General features: G+C 61.8%; 19 protein-coding genes. 12 read left to right on the plus strand and 7 right to left on the minus strand.

The annotated features are described in order from the left end of the window. Positions 1–35 precede the first annotated feature (35 nt). Genes AB6Q56_RS20575 through AB6Q56_RS20595 form a run of 5 tightly spaced genes read left to right on the plus strand, consistent with a single transcriptional unit; the run spans position 36 to position 3,727 of the window. Positions 36–596 (plus strand): YqgE/AlgH family protein, encoded by a 561-nt coding sequence (locus AB6Q56_RS20575; protein WP_434514886.1) that lies wholly within the window; start codon positions 36–38, stop codon positions 594–596. Between the two features lie 4 nt (positions 597–600). Next, positions 601–1,041: a Holliday junction resolvase RuvX gene (gene ruvX, locus AB6Q56_RS20580; RefSeq protein WP_434514887.1), complete on the plus strand. Its 441-nt coding sequence runs from the start codon at positions 601–603 to the stop codon at positions 1,039–1,041. Next, entirely contained in the window at positions 1,013–1,522 is a 510-nt protein-coding gene (pyrR, locus tag AB6Q56_RS20585; RefSeq protein ID WP_434514888.1) for a bifunctional pyr operon transcriptional regulator/uracil phosphoribosyltransferase PyrR, read from the plus strand. Before ruvX ends, pyrR begins: the two co-directional genes overlap by 29 nt. Beyond that, on the plus strand, positions 1,515–2,474 hold the full coding sequence (locus AB6Q56_RS20590; RefSeq protein ID WP_434514889.1) for an aspartate carbamoyltransferase catalytic subunit: 960 nt from the start codon (positions 1,515–1,517) through the stop codon (positions 2,472–2,474). Before pyrR ends, AB6Q56_RS20590 begins: the two co-directional genes overlap by 8 nt. Positions 2,475–2,476: 2 nt before the next feature. After that, on the plus strand, positions 2,477–3,727 hold the full coding sequence (locus AB6Q56_RS20595; RefSeq protein WP_434514890.1) for a dihydroorotase: 1,251 nt from the start codon (positions 2,477–2,479) through the stop codon (positions 3,725–3,727). A gap of 265 nt (positions 3,728–3,992) precedes the next feature. On the opposite strand, the gene AB6Q56_RS20600 is transcribed toward AB6Q56_RS20595, so the two are convergent. The 4 genes from AB6Q56_RS20600 to AB6Q56_RS20615 are packed head-to-tail and all read right to left on the minus strand — an operon-like array spanning position 3,993 to position 6,317. Next, a complete protein-coding gene (locus AB6Q56_RS20600; RefSeq protein ID WP_434514891.1) occupies positions 3,993–4,289 on the minus strand; it encodes a DUF167 domain-containing protein in 297 nt (98 codons plus the stop codon). After that, positions 4,286–4,819 (minus strand): YggT family protein, encoded by a 534-nt coding sequence (locus tag AB6Q56_RS20605; protein ID WP_434514892.1) that lies wholly within the window; start codon positions 4,817–4,819, stop codon positions 4,286–4,288. Before AB6Q56_RS20605 ends, AB6Q56_RS20600 begins: the two co-directional genes overlap by 4 nt. Continuing rightward, a complete protein-coding gene (gene proC, locus AB6Q56_RS20610; RefSeq protein WP_434514893.1) occupies positions 4,819–5,631 on the minus strand; it encodes a pyrroline-5-carboxylate reductase in 813 nt (270 codons plus the stop codon). The genes AB6Q56_RS20605 and proC overlap by 1 nt, the downstream gene beginning before the upstream one ends. Then, complete coding sequence (locus tag AB6Q56_RS20615; RefSeq protein WP_434514894.1) at positions 5,628–6,317, minus strand: YggS family pyridoxal phosphate-dependent enzyme; 690 nt, start codon at positions 6,315–6,317, stop codon at positions 5,628–5,630. Before AB6Q56_RS20615 ends, proC begins: the two co-directional genes overlap by 4 nt. A gap of 57 nt (positions 6,318–6,374) precedes the next feature. Between AB6Q56_RS20615 and AB6Q56_RS20620 the strand changes: the two genes are divergently transcribed. The 6 genes from AB6Q56_RS20620 to AB6Q56_RS20645 all read left to right on the plus strand — a co-directional run bounded on the left by AB6Q56_RS20620 (position 6,375) and on the right by AB6Q56_RS20645 (position 12,247). Further along, entirely contained in the window at positions 6,375–7,418 is a 1,044-nt protein-coding gene (locus AB6Q56_RS20620; RefSeq protein WP_434514895.1) for a type IV pilus twitching motility protein PilT, read from the plus strand. A 40-nt stretch (positions 7,419–7,458) separates the two neighbouring features. After that, complete coding sequence (locus AB6Q56_RS20625; RefSeq protein ID WP_434514896.1) at positions 7,459–8,595, plus strand: PilT/PilU family type 4a pilus ATPase; 1,137 nt, start codon at positions 7,459–7,461, stop codon at positions 8,593–8,595. A 19-nt stretch (positions 8,596–8,614) separates the two neighbouring features. Continuing rightward, positions 8,615–9,301: a DUF4197 domain-containing protein gene (locus tag AB6Q56_RS20630; RefSeq protein WP_434514897.1), complete on the plus strand. Its 687-nt coding sequence runs from the start codon at positions 8,615–8,617 to the stop codon at positions 9,299–9,301. A 66-nt stretch (positions 9,302–9,367) separates the two neighbouring features. Beyond that, complete coding sequence (locus tag AB6Q56_RS20635; RefSeq protein ID WP_434514898.1) at positions 9,368–9,685, plus strand: hypothetical protein; 318 nt, start codon at positions 9,368–9,370, stop codon at positions 9,683–9,685. Between the two features lie 119 nt (positions 9,686–9,804). After that, on the plus strand, positions 9,805–11,796 hold the full coding sequence (locus AB6Q56_RS20640) for a UvrD-helicase domain-containing protein (protein WP_434514899.1): 1,992 nt from the start codon (positions 9,805–9,807) through the stop codon (positions 11,794–11,796). Between the two features lie 139 nt (positions 11,797–11,935). Beyond that, positions 11,936–12,247 carry a hypothetical protein gene (locus AB6Q56_RS20645; protein ID WP_434514900.1) on the plus strand — a complete coding sequence of 104 codons (312 nt, stop codon included), beginning with the start codon at positions 11,936–11,938 and terminating at the stop codon, positions 12,245–12,247. Between the two features lie 127 nt (positions 12,248–12,374). On the opposite strand, the gene AB6Q56_RS20650 is transcribed toward AB6Q56_RS20645, so the two are convergent. Beyond that, complete coding sequence (locus tag AB6Q56_RS20650) at positions 12,375–12,818, minus strand: c-type cytochrome (RefSeq protein ID WP_434514901.1); 444 nt, start codon at positions 12,816–12,818, stop codon at positions 12,375–12,377. Between the two features lie 348 nt (positions 12,819–13,166). On the opposite strand from AB6Q56_RS20650, the gene pncC reads away from it, so the two are divergent. Next, positions 13,167–13,667 (plus strand): nicotinamide-nucleotide amidase, encoded by a 501-nt coding sequence (gene pncC / locus AB6Q56_RS20655; RefSeq protein ID WP_434514902.1) that lies wholly within the window; start codon positions 13,167–13,169, stop codon positions 13,665–13,667. 36 nt (positions 13,668–13,703) lie between these two features. On the opposite strand, the gene AB6Q56_RS20660 is transcribed toward pncC, so the two are convergent. Together AB6Q56_RS20660 and AB6Q56_RS20665 are read right to left on the minus strand one after the other, a co-directional pair. Further along, positions 13,704–14,141, minus strand: coding sequence for a DUF302 domain-containing protein (locus tag AB6Q56_RS20660; protein WP_434514903.1), 438 nt, complete (start codon positions 14,139–14,141; stop codon positions 13,704–13,706). Between the two features lie 61 nt (positions 14,142–14,202). Further along, complete coding sequence (locus AB6Q56_RS20665; RefSeq protein WP_434514904.1) at positions 14,203–17,481, minus strand: SNF2-related protein; 3,279 nt, start codon at positions 17,479–17,481, stop codon at positions 14,203–14,205. Positions 17,482–17,483: the final 2 nt, after the last annotated feature.

Consider the following 17,483-nt stretch of genomic DNA (forward strand, 5'->3'; position numbering starts at 1 on the left):
TGGTTTGTACCTCCCCGGCGATTAAAATTCCACTTATGGACAACGTCAACCTGACAGACCACTTCCTGATCGCCATGCCGGCGCTGGAGGATCCTTATTTTTCCAACGCGCTGGTCTATGTTTGCGAACATAACGAGAACGGAGCGTTGGGCATCATCGTCAATCGGCCGATCGACATGAACGTGGCCGGCTTGTTCGAAAAAATCGACATCAAGCTGGAGGCTGAAAGCCTGGCCAACCTGCCGGTCTATTTTGGCGGGCCGGTGCAGCTGGATCGCGGCTTCGTGCTGCATCGCCCGGTCGGGCATTGGCAATCGACACTGGCGGTCAACGGAGATGTCGGGCTGACCAGTTCGCGTGATGTGCTTAGTTCAGTCGGCAAGGATGGCCTGCCTTGCGAAATCCTGATCTCGCTCGGTTATGCGGGTTGGGATGCCGGACAACTTGAAGACGAACTGGCGCAGAACTCCTGGCTGACGGTGCCGGCCAAAGCCAGCATCCTGTTCGATCTGCCGCCGGAGGAGCGCCTGCCGGCCGCCATGCAGAAACTGGGTATCAGCTTTACCCAGCTTTCCGACGTGGCCGGACACGCCTGACCCCGTGGGCACCGTTCTCGCCTTCGACTTCGGCGAAAAGCGTATCGGCGTCGCCACGGGCGAAACATTGCTGGGCAGCGCCCACCCGTTGACCGTGATCCACGCCGAATCGAACGATGACCGTTTTGCCGCCATCGGCAAACTGATCGCCGAGTGGCAGCCGGAGTGCCTGGTCGTCGGCCTGCCTACCCACGCCGATGGCACGCCGCACGAAATGACCCGTCTCGCCGGCAAGTTCGGCGAACGTTTGGTCAGGCGCTTCAATTTGCCGGTTTCCTATGCCGACGAGCGCTTGACCTCGCTCGATGCCGAGGCGCGCCTGCGCGAAACCGGCCGCAACAGCAAGACCGCCAAGCCGCTGCTTGATGCCGTGGCGGCGCAACTCATTCTCCAAACCTGGTTCGAAAGCCCGCAGCATGTCATCCCTACCCAACCCCCTGCCTGATGCCGAGGCCCAGTGTCGCCAGCTGGCCGACCTGATTCGTCCGCAACTGTCCAAGAACCCGGCGCTGGTCGGCATCTACAGCGGTGGCGCATGGGTCGCCGAGCGCCTGAAGGAGTTGCTCGGCCTGTCGGAAGATATCGGCTTGATCGACGTTTCCTTCTATCGCGACGATTTTTCCGAAAAGGGCCTGCATCCGCAGTGCCGCCCGACGGTAATTCCATTCGACGTCGAAGGTCGCCACATCATCCTGGTCGATGACGTGCTGTACACCGGCCGTACGACGCGCGCCGCCATCAACGAACTGTTCGACTATGGGCGTCCAGCCGTCGTTGAGCTGGCCGTGCTGGCCGACCGTGGGGGCCGCGAACTGCCGGTGGCGGCGACCTACGGAATCTGGGATGTTCCGCTCGGCGATGGCCAGAATCTGGTGCTCGAGCGTAACGATGGCGCACAACTCGCCTGGAGGCTGGAACATGTATAACCCGCAGTTGAATAAGGATGGCGAGCTGACGCACCTGCTGTCGATCGAAGGCCTGCCGCAACGTATCCTGACCCAGATCCTCGACACCGCCGCTTCCTTCATGGAGGTGTCGGCCCGCGACGTGAAGAAGGTGCCTCTGCTGCGTGGCAAGAGCGTCTTCAACCTGTTCTTCGAGAACTCGACGCGCACGCGAACCACCTTCGAGATCGCCGCCAAGCGCCTGTCGGCCGACGTAATCAATCTCGACATCAACAAGTCGTCGACGGCCAAGGGCGAAACCCTGCTCGACACCATCGACAATCTGGTGGCCATGCACGCCAACCTGTTCGTCGTGCGCCATGCCTCGAGCGGCGCCCCCTTCCTGATCACCGAGCACCTGCGCCGTATCGGCCGCGACGACGTGCATGTCGTCAATGCCGGCGACGGCCGCCATGCCCATCCGACGCAGGGCCTGCTCGACATGTACACCATCCGTCATTACAAGAAGGACTTCACGCAACTGCGCGTCGCCATTGTCGGCGACATCCTGCACTCGCGCGTCGCCCGTTCAGACATCCATGCGCTGACCACGCTGGGGGTGCCGGAAGTTCGCGCCATCGGCCCGGAAACCCTGCTGCCCAAGCATCTCGACAAGCTCGGCGTGCATGTCTTCCACGACATGAACGAAGGCCTCAAGGACTGCGACGTGATCATCATGCTGCGCCTGCAGAACGAACGGATGAACGGTGCGCTGTTGCCTTCTGCCGGCGAATATTTCCGCCACTACGGCCTGACGCCGCAGAAGCTGGCGCTGGCCAAGCCGGACGCCATCGTGATGCATCCGGGTCCGATGAACCGAGGCGTCGAAATCCACTCCGCCGTGGCCGACGGCGCGCAGGCCGTCATCCTGCCCCAGGTCACCTTCGGCATCGCGGTTCGTATGGCCGTCATGAGCATCGTTGCAGGGAACTGAACATGAACATCGTTATTGAAAACGGCCGCGTCATCGATCCGAAAAACGGTGTCGACCGCGGCAATACTTCGCTGTTCGTTGCCGAGGGGACTGTCATCGGCTTGGGTGAAACGCCGGCTGGTTTCGTTGCCGATCAGACCATCGATGCGGCTGGTTGCGTCGTCTGCCCCGGTCTGATCGACCTCGGTGCTCGTCTCAATTCGATCGAGGCGGAGCTGGCCGCTGCCGTTGCCGGTGGGGTGACCAGCGTCGTCGTGCCGCCCGATGCCGATCCGCCGCTCGACGAACCGGAACTGGCCGATCGCCTCGTCCATCGCGGCGAAGAGATTGGCAAGGCCCGCGTCCTGCCGCTCGGTGCGCTGACCTTGGGGCTCAATGGCGAGCGCCTGGCCGAACTGGCTGGCCTCAAGAAGGCTGGTTGTATTGCCTTCTCGCAGGCGAACAGGACAGTGGTCGATACCGAAGCCCTGCTCCGTGCCATGGAGTATGCGGCAACCTTCGGCTTTGCCGTCTGGCTGCAGCCCCAGGACTACTGGCTGTCGCGCAACGGCATCGCGCACGAAGGCGAGGTTGCCAGTCGTCTTGGCCTGGCGGGCATCCCGGTCGCTGCCGAAACCATCGCCATCGGCACCATCATCCAGCTGGTGCGGATCACCGGTTGCCGCGTGCATCTCACCCGTATCTCGTCGGCGGCCGGCATGCAGCTGGTGCATCGCGCCCAGCACGACAATCTGCCGATTACCTGCGATGTCGGCGTGCACCACCTGCTGCTCACCGAAAACGACATCGGCTACTTCAATACGCACGCCCGATTTTCCCCGCCGCTGCGCACCCAGAACGATCGGCAGGCACTGTCCGACGCCGTCGTGGCAGGCTGGGCATCCATCTGCTCTGACCACACGCCGGTCGGTGCCGACGACAAACTTTTGCCCTTTGGCGAGGCCAAGCCCGGTGCCACTGGCCTTGAACTCCTGCTGCCGCTGACTTTGCGATGGGCTGAGGCCGCCAAGGTCGATCTGCCCGCCGCGCTGGCGCGTATTACCTCCGCACCGGCCGAGGTTCTGGGGTTGAGCGCCGGCCATCTGGCCATTGGGGCAACGGCCGACGTCTGCGTTTTCGATCCGGAGGCCACGTGGCAGCTGATACCCGAATCCTTGAAGAGTCGCGGGAAAAACTCGCCTTGGTTGGGTTACATGATGACCGGTAAGGTCGAGGCCACGCTGGTTGGCGGGCGCGTGGTTTATCGCGCCTGATCGCAGCAGAGCTTTCGAATGCAAAACGGCGGGATTTCCCGCCGTTTTGCATTCGATGCAGCCGTTCGTTTGTGGGAAGGCCGGATGTTGCAAAAAGAAAACCCCACAAGAGGTTAATCCTGTGGGGCAAAAAAGTTCTGGAAGAGACAAACTCAATTACAAGCTTGCACCGCCTGATTATCCATATGAACCTGCCATGAAGCTGACGGGCGGGGCGATGGGGGCGGGCAAATTGCTTGGAACTGGGGTAGCGTCGTAGCCGGTTTCAGCCTTGCGCTGCGAGCGCCGCGATGGCGATGCGGTCTGCCCCTTTGATTTCCAGCACCTTGCGGCGCGATGTGTGGCCGCTTTTCAGGGTGATTGCCGTTTTGGCCATGCCCAACGTTTCGGCGATGAACTTCAACAAGGCCTCATTGGCCTTGCCGTCAACTGGAGGCGCGGCGAGGCGGATTTTGAGCGCATCGCCGTGCAGCCCGGCCAACTCAGTCTTTTTCGCGCCGGGTTGGATGTGCAGGGTCAGGGTGACGCAGCCATCGGCGGTGACTCGATACCACTCGCTCACAGGAACATCAACACCACCTGGAGCAACAGGATGGCGATCAGCGGCGACAGATCGATCCCCGAAATGGTGGGTACGATGCGGCGGATCGGGTCGAGGATGGGGCGGGTCAACTGATAGGCTGGCGCCGCTAGCGGTGAATACGGGTTGATCCACGACAGCACGGCTTGCAGAATCAGGGCACCGATCAGGATATAGACCGCAAGGCGGAGTATGGCCTTGACGGCGAACCACAGGACCATCAGAGCTAGCGTCCCAGCATCGTTGCCGATCGATGGCCCGGCGAGGCCGATCAGAATGCCCGAAAGCAGCAGTTGCACGGCCAGCGCAGCGATCAGGCTGGCCCAGTCGAAACCGGCAAAGCCCGGAACGATGTTGCGCAGCGGTTTGACCGCCCAGTTGGTCAGTTTGACGACGAAATCGCCGATCTGCCCGGCAAACGACACGCGCATCGCCTGCATCATGAAGCGCAGCAGAAAGAGGGTACAGAAGAAGCTGGCGATAGCATCAAGCAGGAAGGCGATGGCTTGCATCAGCTGGCTCCAAGCATCTTGCCGAGCTCCTGGCCGCGGGCCTCGGCGGCTTTACAACCTGCGACGATGCCTTCCTTGACGCCCTTTTCGGCCATGACCTTGAGTGCGGCCTCGGTGGTGCCGCCCTTGGAGGTGACACGCTCGCGCAGGGTCGAGGCGGCCTCGCTCGATTGAGCGGCGAGGGCGGCAGCACCCTGAACAGTTTCGATGGCTAGTTGGCGCCCCTGCTCAGGCGTGAAACCAAGGTCGGCCGCAGCCTGCTGCAGCGCTTCGATGAACAGGAAGACGTAGGCCGGGCCGCTGCCGGAAATGGCGGTCACCCCATCAATTTTTGCTTCGTCATCGATCCACACGGTGGTGCCGACGGCTTTCAAAACGCGGTCGGCGGCAGCGCGTTGGCCAGCGCTCACTTCGGGCAGGGCGCACAGGCCGGTGATGCCGGCGCCGATCAGGGCAGGGGTGTTGGGCATGCAGCGGACGATCTGCCGATGGCCGCCCAGCCAGCGCGATAGTGCGGACATGTCGAGGCCGGCGGCGATGCTGATGACCAGTGCGTTGCCGAGCTTGGCGACGAGCGGAGCGACGGCTTCCTTCATCTGCTGCGGCTTGACGGCCAGCACCAGGATATCGGGGCTATCCGGCGCGCTGTCGGCGCTGGCGTGGCAGGTGACGCCATAGCTGGCGGCCAGCTTGGTGCGGGCTTCTGCTCCAAGGTCGATGACGTCGATGTCGGGGGCAGCGAAGCCCTGTTTGAGCATGCCGCCGATCAGGGCGTTGGCCATGTTGCCACCGCCGAGGAAAATGATTTTCATGCGTAGTTTCTTTCACCAAAAATGGCCGTGCCGATGCGGACGATGGTCGCCCCTTCGGCCACGGCGGCTTCAAGATCGTGGGACATGCCCATGGACAGGGTGTCGAGCGGCAGGCCGGCTGCCTGAATCCGTTCGCTGAGCTGGCGCAAGTGGCGAAACGGCAGGCGCTGCGCCTGCACGTCGTCGACTGGCTCGGGAATGGCCATCAGGCCGCGCAACTGCAGGCCGGGCAAGGCAGCTACAGCGCGGCAGAGTTCGAGGGTCGCGTCGGGGGGGCAACCGCTCTTGGTTGCTTCGCCGGAGACATTGACCTGTACACAGACCTGTAGCGGGGGAAGGTAGGTGGGGCGCTGCGCGGACAGGCGTTCGGCAACCCTCAGTCGGTCGATCGAATGCACCCAGTCGAAATGCTCGGCGACCGGCTTGGTCTTGTTGCTTTGCAGCGGGCCGATGAAGTGCCATTCCAGGTTGCGTCCGGAGATCGAGGCGATCTTGTCGATGCCTTCCTGAACGTAGTTCTCACCAAAGGCGCGTTGCCCGGCCTCGGCGGCATCGACCACGCAGGAAAGCGGCCAGGTCTTGCTTACCGCAAGCAGGCGAACCGACTCCGGCGAACGGCCGACAGCCGCTGCAGCGTTGGAAATACGGGCCTGGACGGCTTGCAGGTTGTCGGCGATTGCGCTCATAATCCATTAGGAATTAACAACAATTCAAAGTATACACGCGCGCCGAGGACGATCCGCATGGACATCACCGAACTGCTGGCCTTCAGTGTCAAGAACAAGGCTTCCGACCTTCACCTGTCTTCCGGCTTGCCGCCGATGATTCGCGTGCACGGCGACGTCCGCCGCATCAACCTGCCGGCGATGGAGCACAAGGACGTGCACGGCATGGTGTACGACATCATGAACGACGGCCAGCGCAAGGTGTATGAGGAAACGCTGGAGTGCGACTTCTCCTTCGAAATTCCCAACCTGGCGCGCTTCCGCGTCAATGCCTTCAACCAGCATCGCGGCGCTGGCGCAGTGTTTCGGACCATCCCCTCGAAGGTTCTGACGCTGGAGGAACTGAACGCACCGAAGATCTTCAGGGAAATCTGCGAGTATCCGCGCGGTATCGTGCTGGTCACCGGGCCGACCGGCTCGGGCAAGTCGACGACACTGGCCGGCATGGTCAACCACATCAATGAGAACGACTACGGCCATATCCTGACTGTCGAGGATCCGATCGAGTTCGTGCATGAGGCCAAGAAGTGCCTGATCAACCAGCGCGAAGTCGGTCCGCATACACTGTCCTTCGCCAACGCGCTGCGTTCGGCACTGCGCGAAGACCCTGACGTGATTCTGGTCGGCGAAATGCGCGACCTGGAAACCATCCGCCTGGCACTGACCGCGGCCGAGACCGGCCACTTGGTGTTCGGCACGCTGCATACATCGTCCGCCGCCAAGACGGTCGACCGCGTGGTCGACGTTTTCCCGGCAGCTGAAAAGGAAATGGTCCGTGCCATGTTGTCGGAATCGCTGCGTGCGGTCATTTCGCAGACCCTGCTCAAGACCAAGGATGGCACCGGCCGGGTCGCGGCGCACGAAATCCTGATCGGCACGCCGGCGATCCGCAACCTGATCCGCGAAAACAAGATCGCGCAGATGTACTCGGCGATCCAGACCGGCCAGAATTTCGGCATGCAGACGCTGGACCAGAACCTGATCGATCTGGTACGGCGCAATATCGTGTCGAGTGCCGAGGCGCGTTTCCGGGCCGCCAACAAGGATTCATTCCCGGCTTGATCCGGGGGCTTGAAAGAACAAACGAGGGGAAGTAGGAAGTATGGAACGCGACCAGGCAATGAAATTCATGCACGATCTTCTGCGCCTGATGGCGCAGAAGAAGGGCTCCGACCTCTTTATCACCGCCGGTTTTCCGCCGGCGATCAAGATCGACGGCAAGATCACGCCGGTTTCCAATCAGGTATTGACCTCGCAGCACACAGCCGAGCTCGCCCGCTCGATCATGAACGACCGCCAGGCGGCGGAGTTCGAAGCGACCAAGGAGTGCAACTTCGCCATCTCGCCACAAGGCATCGGGCGCTTCCGGGTCAACGCCCTGGTTCAGCAGGGACGTGTCGGGGTCGTCTGCCGGACGATCAACATGACTATCCCGAGCCTTGACGAGCTGCAGTTGCCGCCGGTGTTGAAAGACTTGGCGATGACCAAGCGCGGCCTGATCATCTTTGTCGGCGGTACCGGCACCGGTAAGACGACATCGCTGGCCGCATTGGTCGATTACCGCAACGAGAACTCGTACGGTCATATCATCACCATCGAGGATCCGATCGAGTACGTGCACGAACACAAGAACTGCATCGTCACCCAGCGCGAAGTCGGCGTCGATACCGACGACTGGGGGCCGGCATTGAAGAATACGTTGCGTCAGGCACCGGACGTCATCCTAATGGGGGAAATCCGCGACCGGGATACCATGGATTACGCCATCGCCTTCGCCGAAACCGGCCACCTGGCCCTGGCCACCTTGCATGCCAACAGCGCCAACCAGGCCATCGACCGTATCATCAACTTCTTCCCGGAAGAGCGTCGCCAGCAATTGCTGATGGACTTGTCGCTGAACCTGCGCGCCATGGTCTCGCAGCGCTTGATTCCCAAGAAGGACGGTAAAGGCCGTGTCGCCGCTATCGAGGTTATGCTCAACTCGCCGCTGATTTCCGACCTGATCTTCAAGGGTGACATCCACGAGATCAAGGAAATCATGAAGAAATCCCGCGAGCTCGGCATGCAGACTTTCGACCAGGCGCTGTTCGATCTCTACGAGGCCGGCAAGGTCACTTACGAGGATGCGCTGCGCAATGCCGATTCCCTGAATGACCTGCGTCTGCAGATCAAGCTGCACGGCAAGGAGTCCAAGGATCGTGACCTGAGCACCGGCATCGGTCATCTCGATATCGTCTGATGTCATTGGGGAGCGTGTCGTGCGTTGTCTGATCAAAATTCTATTCACCCTGTTCGTGAGTGCGACCGCCATGCTGGCGCAGGCGGGGGCGCTGGATGCCATTTCGGCCGGTGACGCTTCGGCGGGCGTCAAGGAGGCGCTGAGCAAGGGAGCCGACTATGCAGTGGCTTCTCTCGGCAAGAGCGGCGGCTTTCTCGGCAACGACAAGGTGAAAATCCACTTGCCCGGTTACCTGCAAAAGGCTGACTCGGCACTGCGCATGTTCGGCATGGGCAAGCAAGCCGACCAGTTGGTCGAAACCATGAATCATGCTGCCGAGAATGCGGTGGCGGTGGCCAAGCCGGTACTGGTCGATGCGATCAAGAAAATGAGCGTGCAGGACGCCAAGGGTATCCTGACGGGTGGCGATGACAGTGTGACGCAGTACTTCAAGCGGACTTCGACCGAGCAGTTGACGGCGAAGTTCATGCCTATCGTCAAGAAGGAAACCGGTAAGCTGCAACTGGCCGAGCAGTACAATCAATTTGCAGGCAAGGTAGCCAATGCCGGCCTGGTCGACAAGAAGGACGCCGACATCGACAGCTATGTGACGCAGAAGGCAATGGATGGTCTGTTCCTGATGATCGCCGAGGAAGAGAAGAAGCTGCGCGCAAACCCGGTCGGAGCTGGTAGTGATTTGCTGAAAAAGGTTTTCGGCGCGCTCTGAGTTTTCGGGAGACGGCCCGGGCTAAAGCTTTGCTTGACGGTGTCGTAAATGGGGCTAGGAGGTCCCATGAAACTGCATCGTCTGTCCTCTACCACGCAGCGCATTTCGCAGGAGTCGGTTGATCGTGTCCGTCAGGCTGCGGGCGAGGGTGTGCGTCGCGTCGAGATGCTCGAAGGCATCGAAGGGGACCGGCAGCGCAGCCTGCGTCAGGAGTTGGCTGAAATCGACCCGAATGCCATCGGCGAATTCAATGGTGGCGAGCAACTCATGCAGGAGGCCCGCGAGGTCGCTTCCCAACTGGCGGAGCTCGGGGAATCGTTCGAAGATCTGGTCAAATCCGATGTCGTACCCCGGAAGCTGTGTGGTGTGGATGACAAGGCCTGAGTAGATGCTTGCCGCCATCAGCCGACAGGGTGAAATCACCTCGCCTTTCCGGCTAGGGTAAAATCCGGCATTGCCTACTGTCTGCCCCGCTCCGGCGGGGCTCTGTTTTTCCAGGAACCATGTCCGGCCTCAATCCCCAGCAGCGCGAAGCGATCCACTACCTCGACGGTCCCTTGCTGGTCCTGGCCGGGGCTGGCTCGGGCAAGACGCGGGTGATCACGCAGAAAATCGCCTACCTGGTTCAGGATTGTGGCTTCCAGCCGCGCAACATTGCGGCCATTACCTTCACCAACAAGGCGGCGAAGGAAATGCAGGAGCGCATTGGCAAGATTTTGTCGCCGGCACAGGCCAACGACTTGCAGATTTCCACCTTCCACTCGCTCGGTGTGCGCATCCTGCGCGAGGAAGCCAAGGCGCTGGGTTACAAGCCGCGCTTTTCCATCTTCGACTCGGCCGACTGCGCGGGCATCCTGAGCGAGGCGGCGGGGACGGTGGACAAGGCGACGGTGCGCATCCTGCAGTCGCTGATTTCCAACTGGAAGAACGCGCTGGTCGCTCCGGAGGCAGCCCGCCATCTGGCTACCGACGAGCATCAAAAGCTCGCGGCGCACGCCTATCTGAGCTACGAGGCGACGCTGAAGGCCTACCAGGCGGTCGATTTCGACGACCTGATCGGCCTGCCGGTCAAGCTGTTCAGCGAGCATCCGGAAATCGCCGACAAGTGGCAGAATCGCCTGCGCTACCTGCTGGTCGACGAATACCAGGATACCAACGCCTGCCAATACCAGCTTTTGAAGCTGTTGACTGGTGTCCGTGCCCAGTTCACGGCTGTGGGTGACGATGACCAGGCTATTTACGGTTGGCGCGGTGCCGACATCGACAATCTGCGCAAACTGCCGGCTGAATTCCCCGCACTGAAGGTCATCAAGCTCGAACAGAATTACCGGTCGACGGTGCGTATCCTGAAGGCGGCCAACAACGTCATCGCCAACAACGAGAAGCTGTTCGACAAGAAGCTGTGGTCCGAGCACGGCCACGGCGAGCAGATCGCCGTCACGGCTTACCGCGACAACGATGCCGAGGCTGAAGGCGTGGTCATGAAGCTGCAGGCGCATCGCTTCGAGCAGCGCAGCCAGTTCAAGGACTACGCCATCCTCTACCGCTCCAACCACCAGGCACGGATTTTCGAGGAATACCTGCGCGACCACCGTATCCCCTACCTGCTGTCCGGCGGCAAGTCCTTCTTCGACAAGGCCGAGATCAAGGACATCATCGCCTACTTGCGCTTGCTGGCTAACGAGGACGACGACCCGGCCTTCATTCGCGCCGCCACCACGCCCAAGCGCGGTATCGGGGCGGCGACGCTGCAGGTGCTCGGTACCTACGCCGGTGAGCGGCACATCTCGCTGTTCGCGGCAGCGTTCGAGGAAGGCTTCGCGCACCGTGTTGCGACGCGCCAACTCGAACCACTGCTCGAATTCGGCCACTTCATCAACCGCATGCAGGAGCGGGCTGGGCGCGAGTCAGCCAACCTCGTGCTGCCCGATCTGATCAAGGCCATCGACTACGAGACCTACCTCTACGACCACGAGGAAGAACGCGCGGCGCAAACACGGTGGGCCAATGTCTGCGAATTCGCTAACTGGATCAACAAAAAGGGCGAACTCGATGGCAAGACGCTGATCGAGCTGACCCAGAGCATCGCCCTGATCAACATGCTCGACAAGCAGAACGAAGAGGAGGTCGACGCCGTGCAGCTATCAACTCTGCATGCCTCCAAGGGGCTGGAATATCCGCATGTCTTCCTGGTCGGTGTCGAGGAAGGCATCCTGCCGCATCGTGAGTCGACCGAGCCATCCAAAATCGAGGAAGAGCGCCGCCTGATGTACGTTGGCATCACCCGCGCCCAGCGCACCCTGAATATTTCCTATTGCGAGCGGCGCAAGCAGGCTCGTGAATTTATTCCCTGCGAACCGTCACGCTTCATCGACGAAATGGGTCGTGATGACGTGCGCTTCGCCGGTGGCAAGGATGCCAAGCCGGTGGACAAGGTAACCGGCAGCGCCCGGCTCGACGCCATGAAGGCCATGCTGGCTGGAAACAAGCGCTAACCGCCCGGTAACAGGGCGTTACAACGGGTTACTTTCCTTCTGACATCCGGGCTGCACTGGCTCGCGTTATTCGGCACAAGGCAGCGCAATCTTGCAAAGCCGGATCAACAACCGAACAAACAACATCAGGAGAATCAACATGATCAAGCAACTCGTCGCCATCGCTATCGCCGCTTCCTTCGGCATCGCCCATGCAGCCGACGTCAAACCGGCCGCCACCGAAGTGAAGGCCGCTGCCGCACCGACTGCAGCAGTCGTCAAGACGGAACCGCCGAAAGTCGCCGAAGCCGTGAAGGCTGCGGAAACCAAGTCGGCTGCTGCTGCGCCGGAAATGAAGAAGGAAGAAGTGAAGCCGGCTGCCACACCGGCCAAGAAGGCGAAGAAGCATGCCAAGAAGGCCGCCGCCCAGCCGGCCACGGCTGCTGCCGCGGCCGAGCCGGCCAAGAAGTAAGGATTGCTTCTCCAAGCCGGGCGCGGTCCTCCAAAAACCGCGCCGGACGGGGCGCCCAGTCGGGCGCTCTTTTTTCGTCCACGAAAAAGGGAGGCCGCAGCCTCCCTTGGTATGACATGGAAAGGCCTTACTTGGCCTTGCTCATCACGTATTCGACAACATTCTTGATCTCGACGTCGGACAGCGTGGCACCACCCTTCGGCGGCATGGCACCCTTGCCGTTGGTCACACTTTTGATCAGACCATCCTTGCCTTGGGCCAGACGCGGCGCCCAAGCGCCCTTGTCGTCGATCTTCGGTGCGCCGGCGGCACCGGAGTTGTGGCAGGCACCGCAAACCGAGTTGTAGATGGTCGCGCCGTCGCGTGGACCGCTGGCTGCTGCTGCTTCGGCCTTGGCCAGCTCGAACTTGGCAACCGGCTGGATGCGAACGTCGGATTCGTCGGTGCCCTTGGCGGCGTCGGCGGCCGAGTTGAAGGTTCTGTTGGTGAGCGGGTAGATGATGGCGATCAGAACAACCGCTACGCCGATCGTTTTCCACATCATGCTCTTGGAAGAATATTGTTCAGCCATGCCGAAGACCCCAGTGCGTTAGATATAAAACCTCGATTATAACGGCCCGGAGAAACTGAGCAAAAAAAACCCCGCCAGCGGCGGGGTGTAAATTTCTCGAAAGGGGGAATTTCGAGAGGAGGGGTTCAATGCACGATTGCATTCTAAGGTCGCAGCCCCGCGCCGTCTGTCGTCCTTTCGTAGCCTTCTGTAACAGAATGTTGCGGAAGGGGTTGTTCTTTGGTTGGGCTTCCGATTAATTCTTTTGGAATATGCCTTGGGGATTTGCGTGACCCTTGGGAGGCTATGCGCGGGTGACTGTCGATTTGGCGGACGCGATCGTAGCTTCGCCATGCTAGGATGAACATCATGCGTGAACTTGATAAATTGGCTGAATGTCTTGGGAAAAAGCTCCTTGAACGGGGCGAATTGGTGGCGGCCGCGGAATCCTGTACCGGTGGTTGGGTTGCCCAGGTGCTGACGGCGATTGCCGGCAGTTCAGCGTGGTTCGACCGGGGTTTTGTCACCTATTCGAATGCCGCCAAGATCGACATGCTCGGCGTACCGGACACGACCCTGGCTCGGCATGGTGCAGTTTCTGAAGCGACGGCGAGAGCGATGGCACAAGGCGCGCTCGACCACAGTCTTGCCGATTGGGTGCTGGCCATTACCGGTATTGCCGGACCAACCGGTGGTTCTCCGGAAAAGCCGGTGGGTACGGTCTGCTTTGCCTGGGCGGCGCGCGATGGGGGCTGCGAGGCGCAGACCCGGCATTTCGTCGGGGACCGTGCTGCGGTGCGCGAGCAGTCGGTGCATCACGCCCTGGACGGGCTATTGTCGAGGATCGCCGCGTCGACGGTAGTGGCCTGAACGGTCTCTGGGCGGGGGCGGCTGTGCCGCACCCCGTCATTGCGTGGCTTCGTTGGCGATTGCCTTGAGCAGCGGCTCGGCCAGTTCGGCCGCTGCGCCGCTGGGGCGGCGATAGGAAACCCAGGTGCCCGGCTCACCGGGCAGAGTGTAGACCGAAATGGCGAAGGGGCAGAACACGATATTGTGCGGGTCGCGCTCGACCATCTGGCGCGAAAGGCGGGCCGAGCAGAATTCGACGATCTGTGCCTGGCCATATACCTGGCGTGACGCACCCACGTCGACACCGGTCCGTTCCAGCATGTCGCCGATGTGGGATATGTAACTGATGACCAGCCCGCGATTCTCGATAGCCATGACGACCGCGTCGCGGGTGTCCTCGAAGCTGGCGGCTGTTTTTTTCTTTTCCAGCCAGGGCTCGGCACGGACACCGACGGCTAACAGCATCAGGATCGCCAGGAGCAGGAAGCGATGCATGAACGGCCTCATATCGGAAAAGTCTGATTGCGGATTGTAATGGATGGATGTCGTCGCGCTATCAGTCGGGCAGCGGCTCGAACAGGGCGGCGAGATCGTCGGTGCCGAACTTGATGTCGACCTGATGATCCTCGGAGAGAATACCGGCGGCGAGTTCGGCCTTGCGCTCCTGCAGGGCGAGGATTTTTTCCTCGATGCTGCCGCTGACGATCAGCTTGTAGACGAAAACCGGCTTGTTCTGGCCGAGGCGGTGGGCGCGGTCGGTGGCCTGGTTTTCGACGGCTGGGTTCCACCACGGGTCGTAGTGGATGACGGTGTCGGCCGTCGTCAGGTTCAGGCCGACACCGCCGGCTTTCAGGCTGATCAGGAAGACCGGCACCTGGCCCTCCTGGAAGCGGCGGATCGGTGTTTCGCGGTCGTTGGTATCGCCAGTCAGCGTGACGTAGGCGATGTTGGCCTTGTCGAGTTCATGCTCGATCAGCGCCAGCATGCTGGTGAATTGCGAGAAGACCAGTACGCGGCGGCCTTCGTCGACCAGTTCAGGCAGCATGGCCATCAGCAGGTCGAGCTTGGCCCGCTCGGTTACCTTGCGGGCGGCACTGGCCTTGACCAGGCGCGGGTCGCAGCAGACTTGGCGTAGCTTGAGCAGGGCATCGAGGATGACGATCTGGCTGCGCGCGAAACCCATGCGGGCGATCTCGTCGCGGACCTTGGCATCCATCGCTGCGCGTACCGTTTCGTAGAGGTCACGCTGGGCGCCTTCGAGTTCGACGCTGCGCACGATGATGGTCTTGGGCGGCAGTTCCTGGGCCACGTCCTCCTTTTTGCGGCGCAGGATGAAGGGGCGGATGCGGCGGGCGAGCAGGCTGCGGCGGGCGATATCGCCCTGCTTTTCGATCGGCGTTCGCCAATGACGGGTGAACTGCTTGCTCGTGCCGAGGAAGCCGGGGAGCAGGAAGTCGAACTGGCTCCACAGTTCGCCGAGGTGGTTTTCCAGTGGAGTACCGGTCAGGCACAGCCGGTGTCGTGCGTCGACCTTGCGCACGGCCTCGGCGCTCTGGCTCTGCGCATTCTTGACCGTCTGCGCCTCGTCGAGGATGAGCAGGTGATAGCTGTGCTGCATCAGGTCGTCGGCGTCGCGCCAGAGTAGCGGATAGGTGGTCAGCACCACGTCATGGGTCGCAATGTCGGCGAAGCGGCTCTTGCGTTCCGGGCCGTGCAGCGACAGCACCTTGAGATCCGGGGCGAAGCGGGCGGCTTCGTTTTTCCAGTTGAATATCAGCGAGGTGGGCAGGATGACCAGCGCCGGCTTGTCGAGGCGGCCGCTTTCCTTTTCCAACAACAGGTGGGCCAGCGTCTGGGCGGTCTTGCCGAGGCCCATGTCGTCGGCCAGGATGCCCGACAGGGCGTTGGCGCGCAGGAACTGCAGCCAGGCGAGGCCTTCGCGCTGGTAGGGACGCAGGTCGAGATGGAAGCCAGCAGGCGGCTCGACGTCGGAAATGCCCTGGGCGGCGAGCAGCCGTTCAGCCAGCGCCATGATGTCGTTCTGGCCGCGGAACTGCCAGCGGCTGAGGTCGGACAACTCGGCGAGGCGTGGTGCGTCGAAGCGCGACAGACGCAGCACGTCACCGCCGGAAAAGCCATCGAACAGGTCGATCAGCGTCGCTGCCAGTGGCTTGATACGGCCGGCCGGCACGCGCAGGCGTTTGCCGCGGGCGGTGTAGAGATCGATGCCTTCGTCGTCGGGGACGCGTTCCAGCTCGGCAACCTCCAGCCAACGCGGGTCGCTGCGGAACAAGTTGGCGAGCAGCGGTGCCAGCGGCAGGCGTTCGCCTTCGACGATGATCCCCATGTCGAGGTTGAACCAGCCGTTGTCGGATTCATAGAGCTCGGCATCCCAGCCGTCCACCTCGATGACGTGGTGGCGGAAATCCTCGGGAAACTCGATCTGCCAACCGGCATCCTTCAGGCGCAGCGAGCCGTCCTGCATGAAAGGCACCCACAGCGTTTCATCGGCCAGGCCGTAGATGCCTTCCGGCGGGCTGCCGAAGGTATGCAGGGTATGGCTCGGAATTTTCTGCAGGCCGCTGCCGGCCAATGCTTCCAGCGCCTTCGCTTCGGCCTCGGGGCGGCGTTTCAGACGAATTGTCTCGCCTTCCGGAAGCGTAATGAACTCGCTTTTCTCTTCGGGCCGGATATCGGCATCACCGTAGCGGAAAATGACCTTGGCGACATCGAACTCGCCGCCGGCGAAATTCTGCGGATAGCTCCGCCATGCCCGATGACCATGCGTATGCAGCGTCTCCAGCTGCAGGATGGGAATCAGCGGCGCGTCGACGAGGCGCAGGCGGGCGCCGGCATCGTTGCCCGGAAGCGGCAGGTCGGGTGCCTGCTCGGAGAGCGCTTCGGCGACCAGGGCGGCTTCTTCGGCCGATAGTGGGGGCAGCGAAAAGAGGCGACTGACCACGTCCGGATTGCCGGAAACCTCCAGCGGACCGATTTCCCCTTCGGCAAGGTCGACATACCAGGGCGGATCGACGGCGATGATCATTTCGGCCGACGGTTGGGGCTTCAGGTAGGGGCGCTGAAACCCCATGCCATCGATGTTCCAGCCGATGGTGGCGGGGCGGGGGGCGCCGGCATTGAGCGGCAGGCCGAGATCATCCTCGGGGTAGAGGCGATGGCTGGCGGCCATGCGCTGCAGGATTTCGCCGCCCCGCTCCGGACCGAGCCCAAAGGCGCGCAGGCCGTTTTCGTGGCCGCGGTCGGCCCAGATCAGGCGCAGGATGCCGACATCTTCCTCACTGACGAATTGCGGTGGCGTGACCAGGGCGCGGTCTACCTTCCACCACTCTTCGGCGCTTTCCGGATACTTCCCCTTGCGAATCTCGATGCCGAACTGGCGTTTGTCGGTCGTCCATTTCAGGATGTAGAAGAGTTGCTGGCGCGCGCTGCTCGGCCGGGCCTTTTTCTTGGCAACGGCAATGGAAGTGCGGCGCAGGTCTTCAATCCACGACAGGGCACTGCCGCTCGGCTGTGCGGCCGGGGTGCGCGCCTCGATGGCCCTGAGCAGCGTGGCGGCAACGTGCTTGCAGTGGCGGCCGACTTGGCAGGTGCAACGACTGACGACGCCCATTTCGCCGCTCTGGTCCTGGCTCAGGTAGGCCTGAACCTTGTAGGGCTGCGGCGCCGAGCCGGGGACCAGCGCGCTCAACATGTTGCCGTCGATGTTCAGGTCGCGGACCAGGTCGACGTAAGGTTTGGCCTTGTTGATGTCGCGCGTGGCGAACCATTCGGCGACATGCTCTTCGGTAAACGTGGATAGCGTGATGACGGCCATCG

The organism is Dechloromonas sp. ARDL1 (assembly GCF_051122455.1).
Lineage (GTDB): Bacteria > Pseudomonadota > Gammaproteobacteria > Burkholderiales > Rhodocyclaceae > Azonexus.

Excerpts from the sequence above, each read along its gene's own strand:
- AB6Q56_RS20575 (WP_434514886.1), top strand. The coding sequence starts at position 36 with ATGGACAACGTCAACCTGACAGACCACTTCCTGATCGCCATGCCGGCG.
- pyrR (WP_434514888.1), top strand. The coding sequence starts at position 1,013 with ATGTCATCCCTACCCAACCCCCTGCCTGATGCCGAGGCCCAGTGTCGC.
- AB6Q56_RS20590 (WP_434514889.1), top strand. The coding sequence starts at position 1,515 with ATGTATAACCCGCAGTTGAATAAGGATGGCGAGCTGACGCACCTGCTG.
- AB6Q56_RS20595 (WP_434514890.1), top strand. The coding sequence starts at position 2,477 with ATGAACATCGTTATTGAAAACGGCCGCGTCATCGATCCGAAAAACGGT.
- AB6Q56_RS20605 (WP_434514892.1), bottom strand. The coding sequence starts at position 4,819 with ATGCAAGCCATCGCCTTCCTGCTTGATGCTATCGCCAGCTTCTTCTGT.
- proC (WP_434514893.1), bottom strand. The coding sequence starts at position 5,631 with ATGAAAATCATTTTCCTCGGCGGTGGCAACATGGCCAACGCCCTGATC.
- AB6Q56_RS20615 (WP_434514894.1), bottom strand. The coding sequence starts at position 6,317 with ATGAGCGCAATCGCCGACAACCTGCAAGCCGTCCAGGCCCGTATTTCC.
- AB6Q56_RS20620 (WP_434514895.1), top strand. The coding sequence starts at position 6,375 with ATGGACATCACCGAACTGCTGGCCTTCAGTGTCAAGAACAAGGCTTCC.
- AB6Q56_RS20625 (WP_434514896.1), top strand. The coding sequence starts at position 7,459 with ATGGAACGCGACCAGGCAATGAAATTCATGCACGATCTTCTGCGCCTG.
- AB6Q56_RS20635 (WP_434514898.1), top strand. The coding sequence starts at position 9,368 with ATGAAACTGCATCGTCTGTCCTCTACCACGCAGCGCATTTCGCAGGAG.
- AB6Q56_RS20640 (WP_434514899.1), top strand. The coding sequence starts at position 9,805 with ATGTCCGGCCTCAATCCCCAGCAGCGCGAAGCGATCCACTACCTCGAC.
- AB6Q56_RS20645 (WP_434514900.1), top strand. The coding sequence starts at position 11,936 with ATGATCAAGCAACTCGTCGCCATCGCTATCGCCGCTTCCTTCGGCATC.
- AB6Q56_RS20650 (WP_434514901.1), bottom strand. The coding sequence starts at position 12,818 with ATGGCTGAACAATATTCTTCCAAGAGCATGATGTGGAAAACGATCGGC.
- pncC (WP_434514902.1), top strand. The coding sequence starts at position 13,167 with ATGCGTGAACTTGATAAATTGGCTGAATGTCTTGGGAAAAAGCTCCTT.
- AB6Q56_RS20660 (WP_434514903.1), bottom strand. The coding sequence starts at position 14,141 with ATGCATCGCTTCCTGCTCCTGGCGATCCTGATGCTGTTAGCCGTCGGT.
- AB6Q56_RS20665 (WP_434514904.1), bottom strand. The coding sequence starts at position 17,481 with ATGGCCGTCATCACGCTATCCACGTTTACCGAAGAGCATGTCGCCGAA.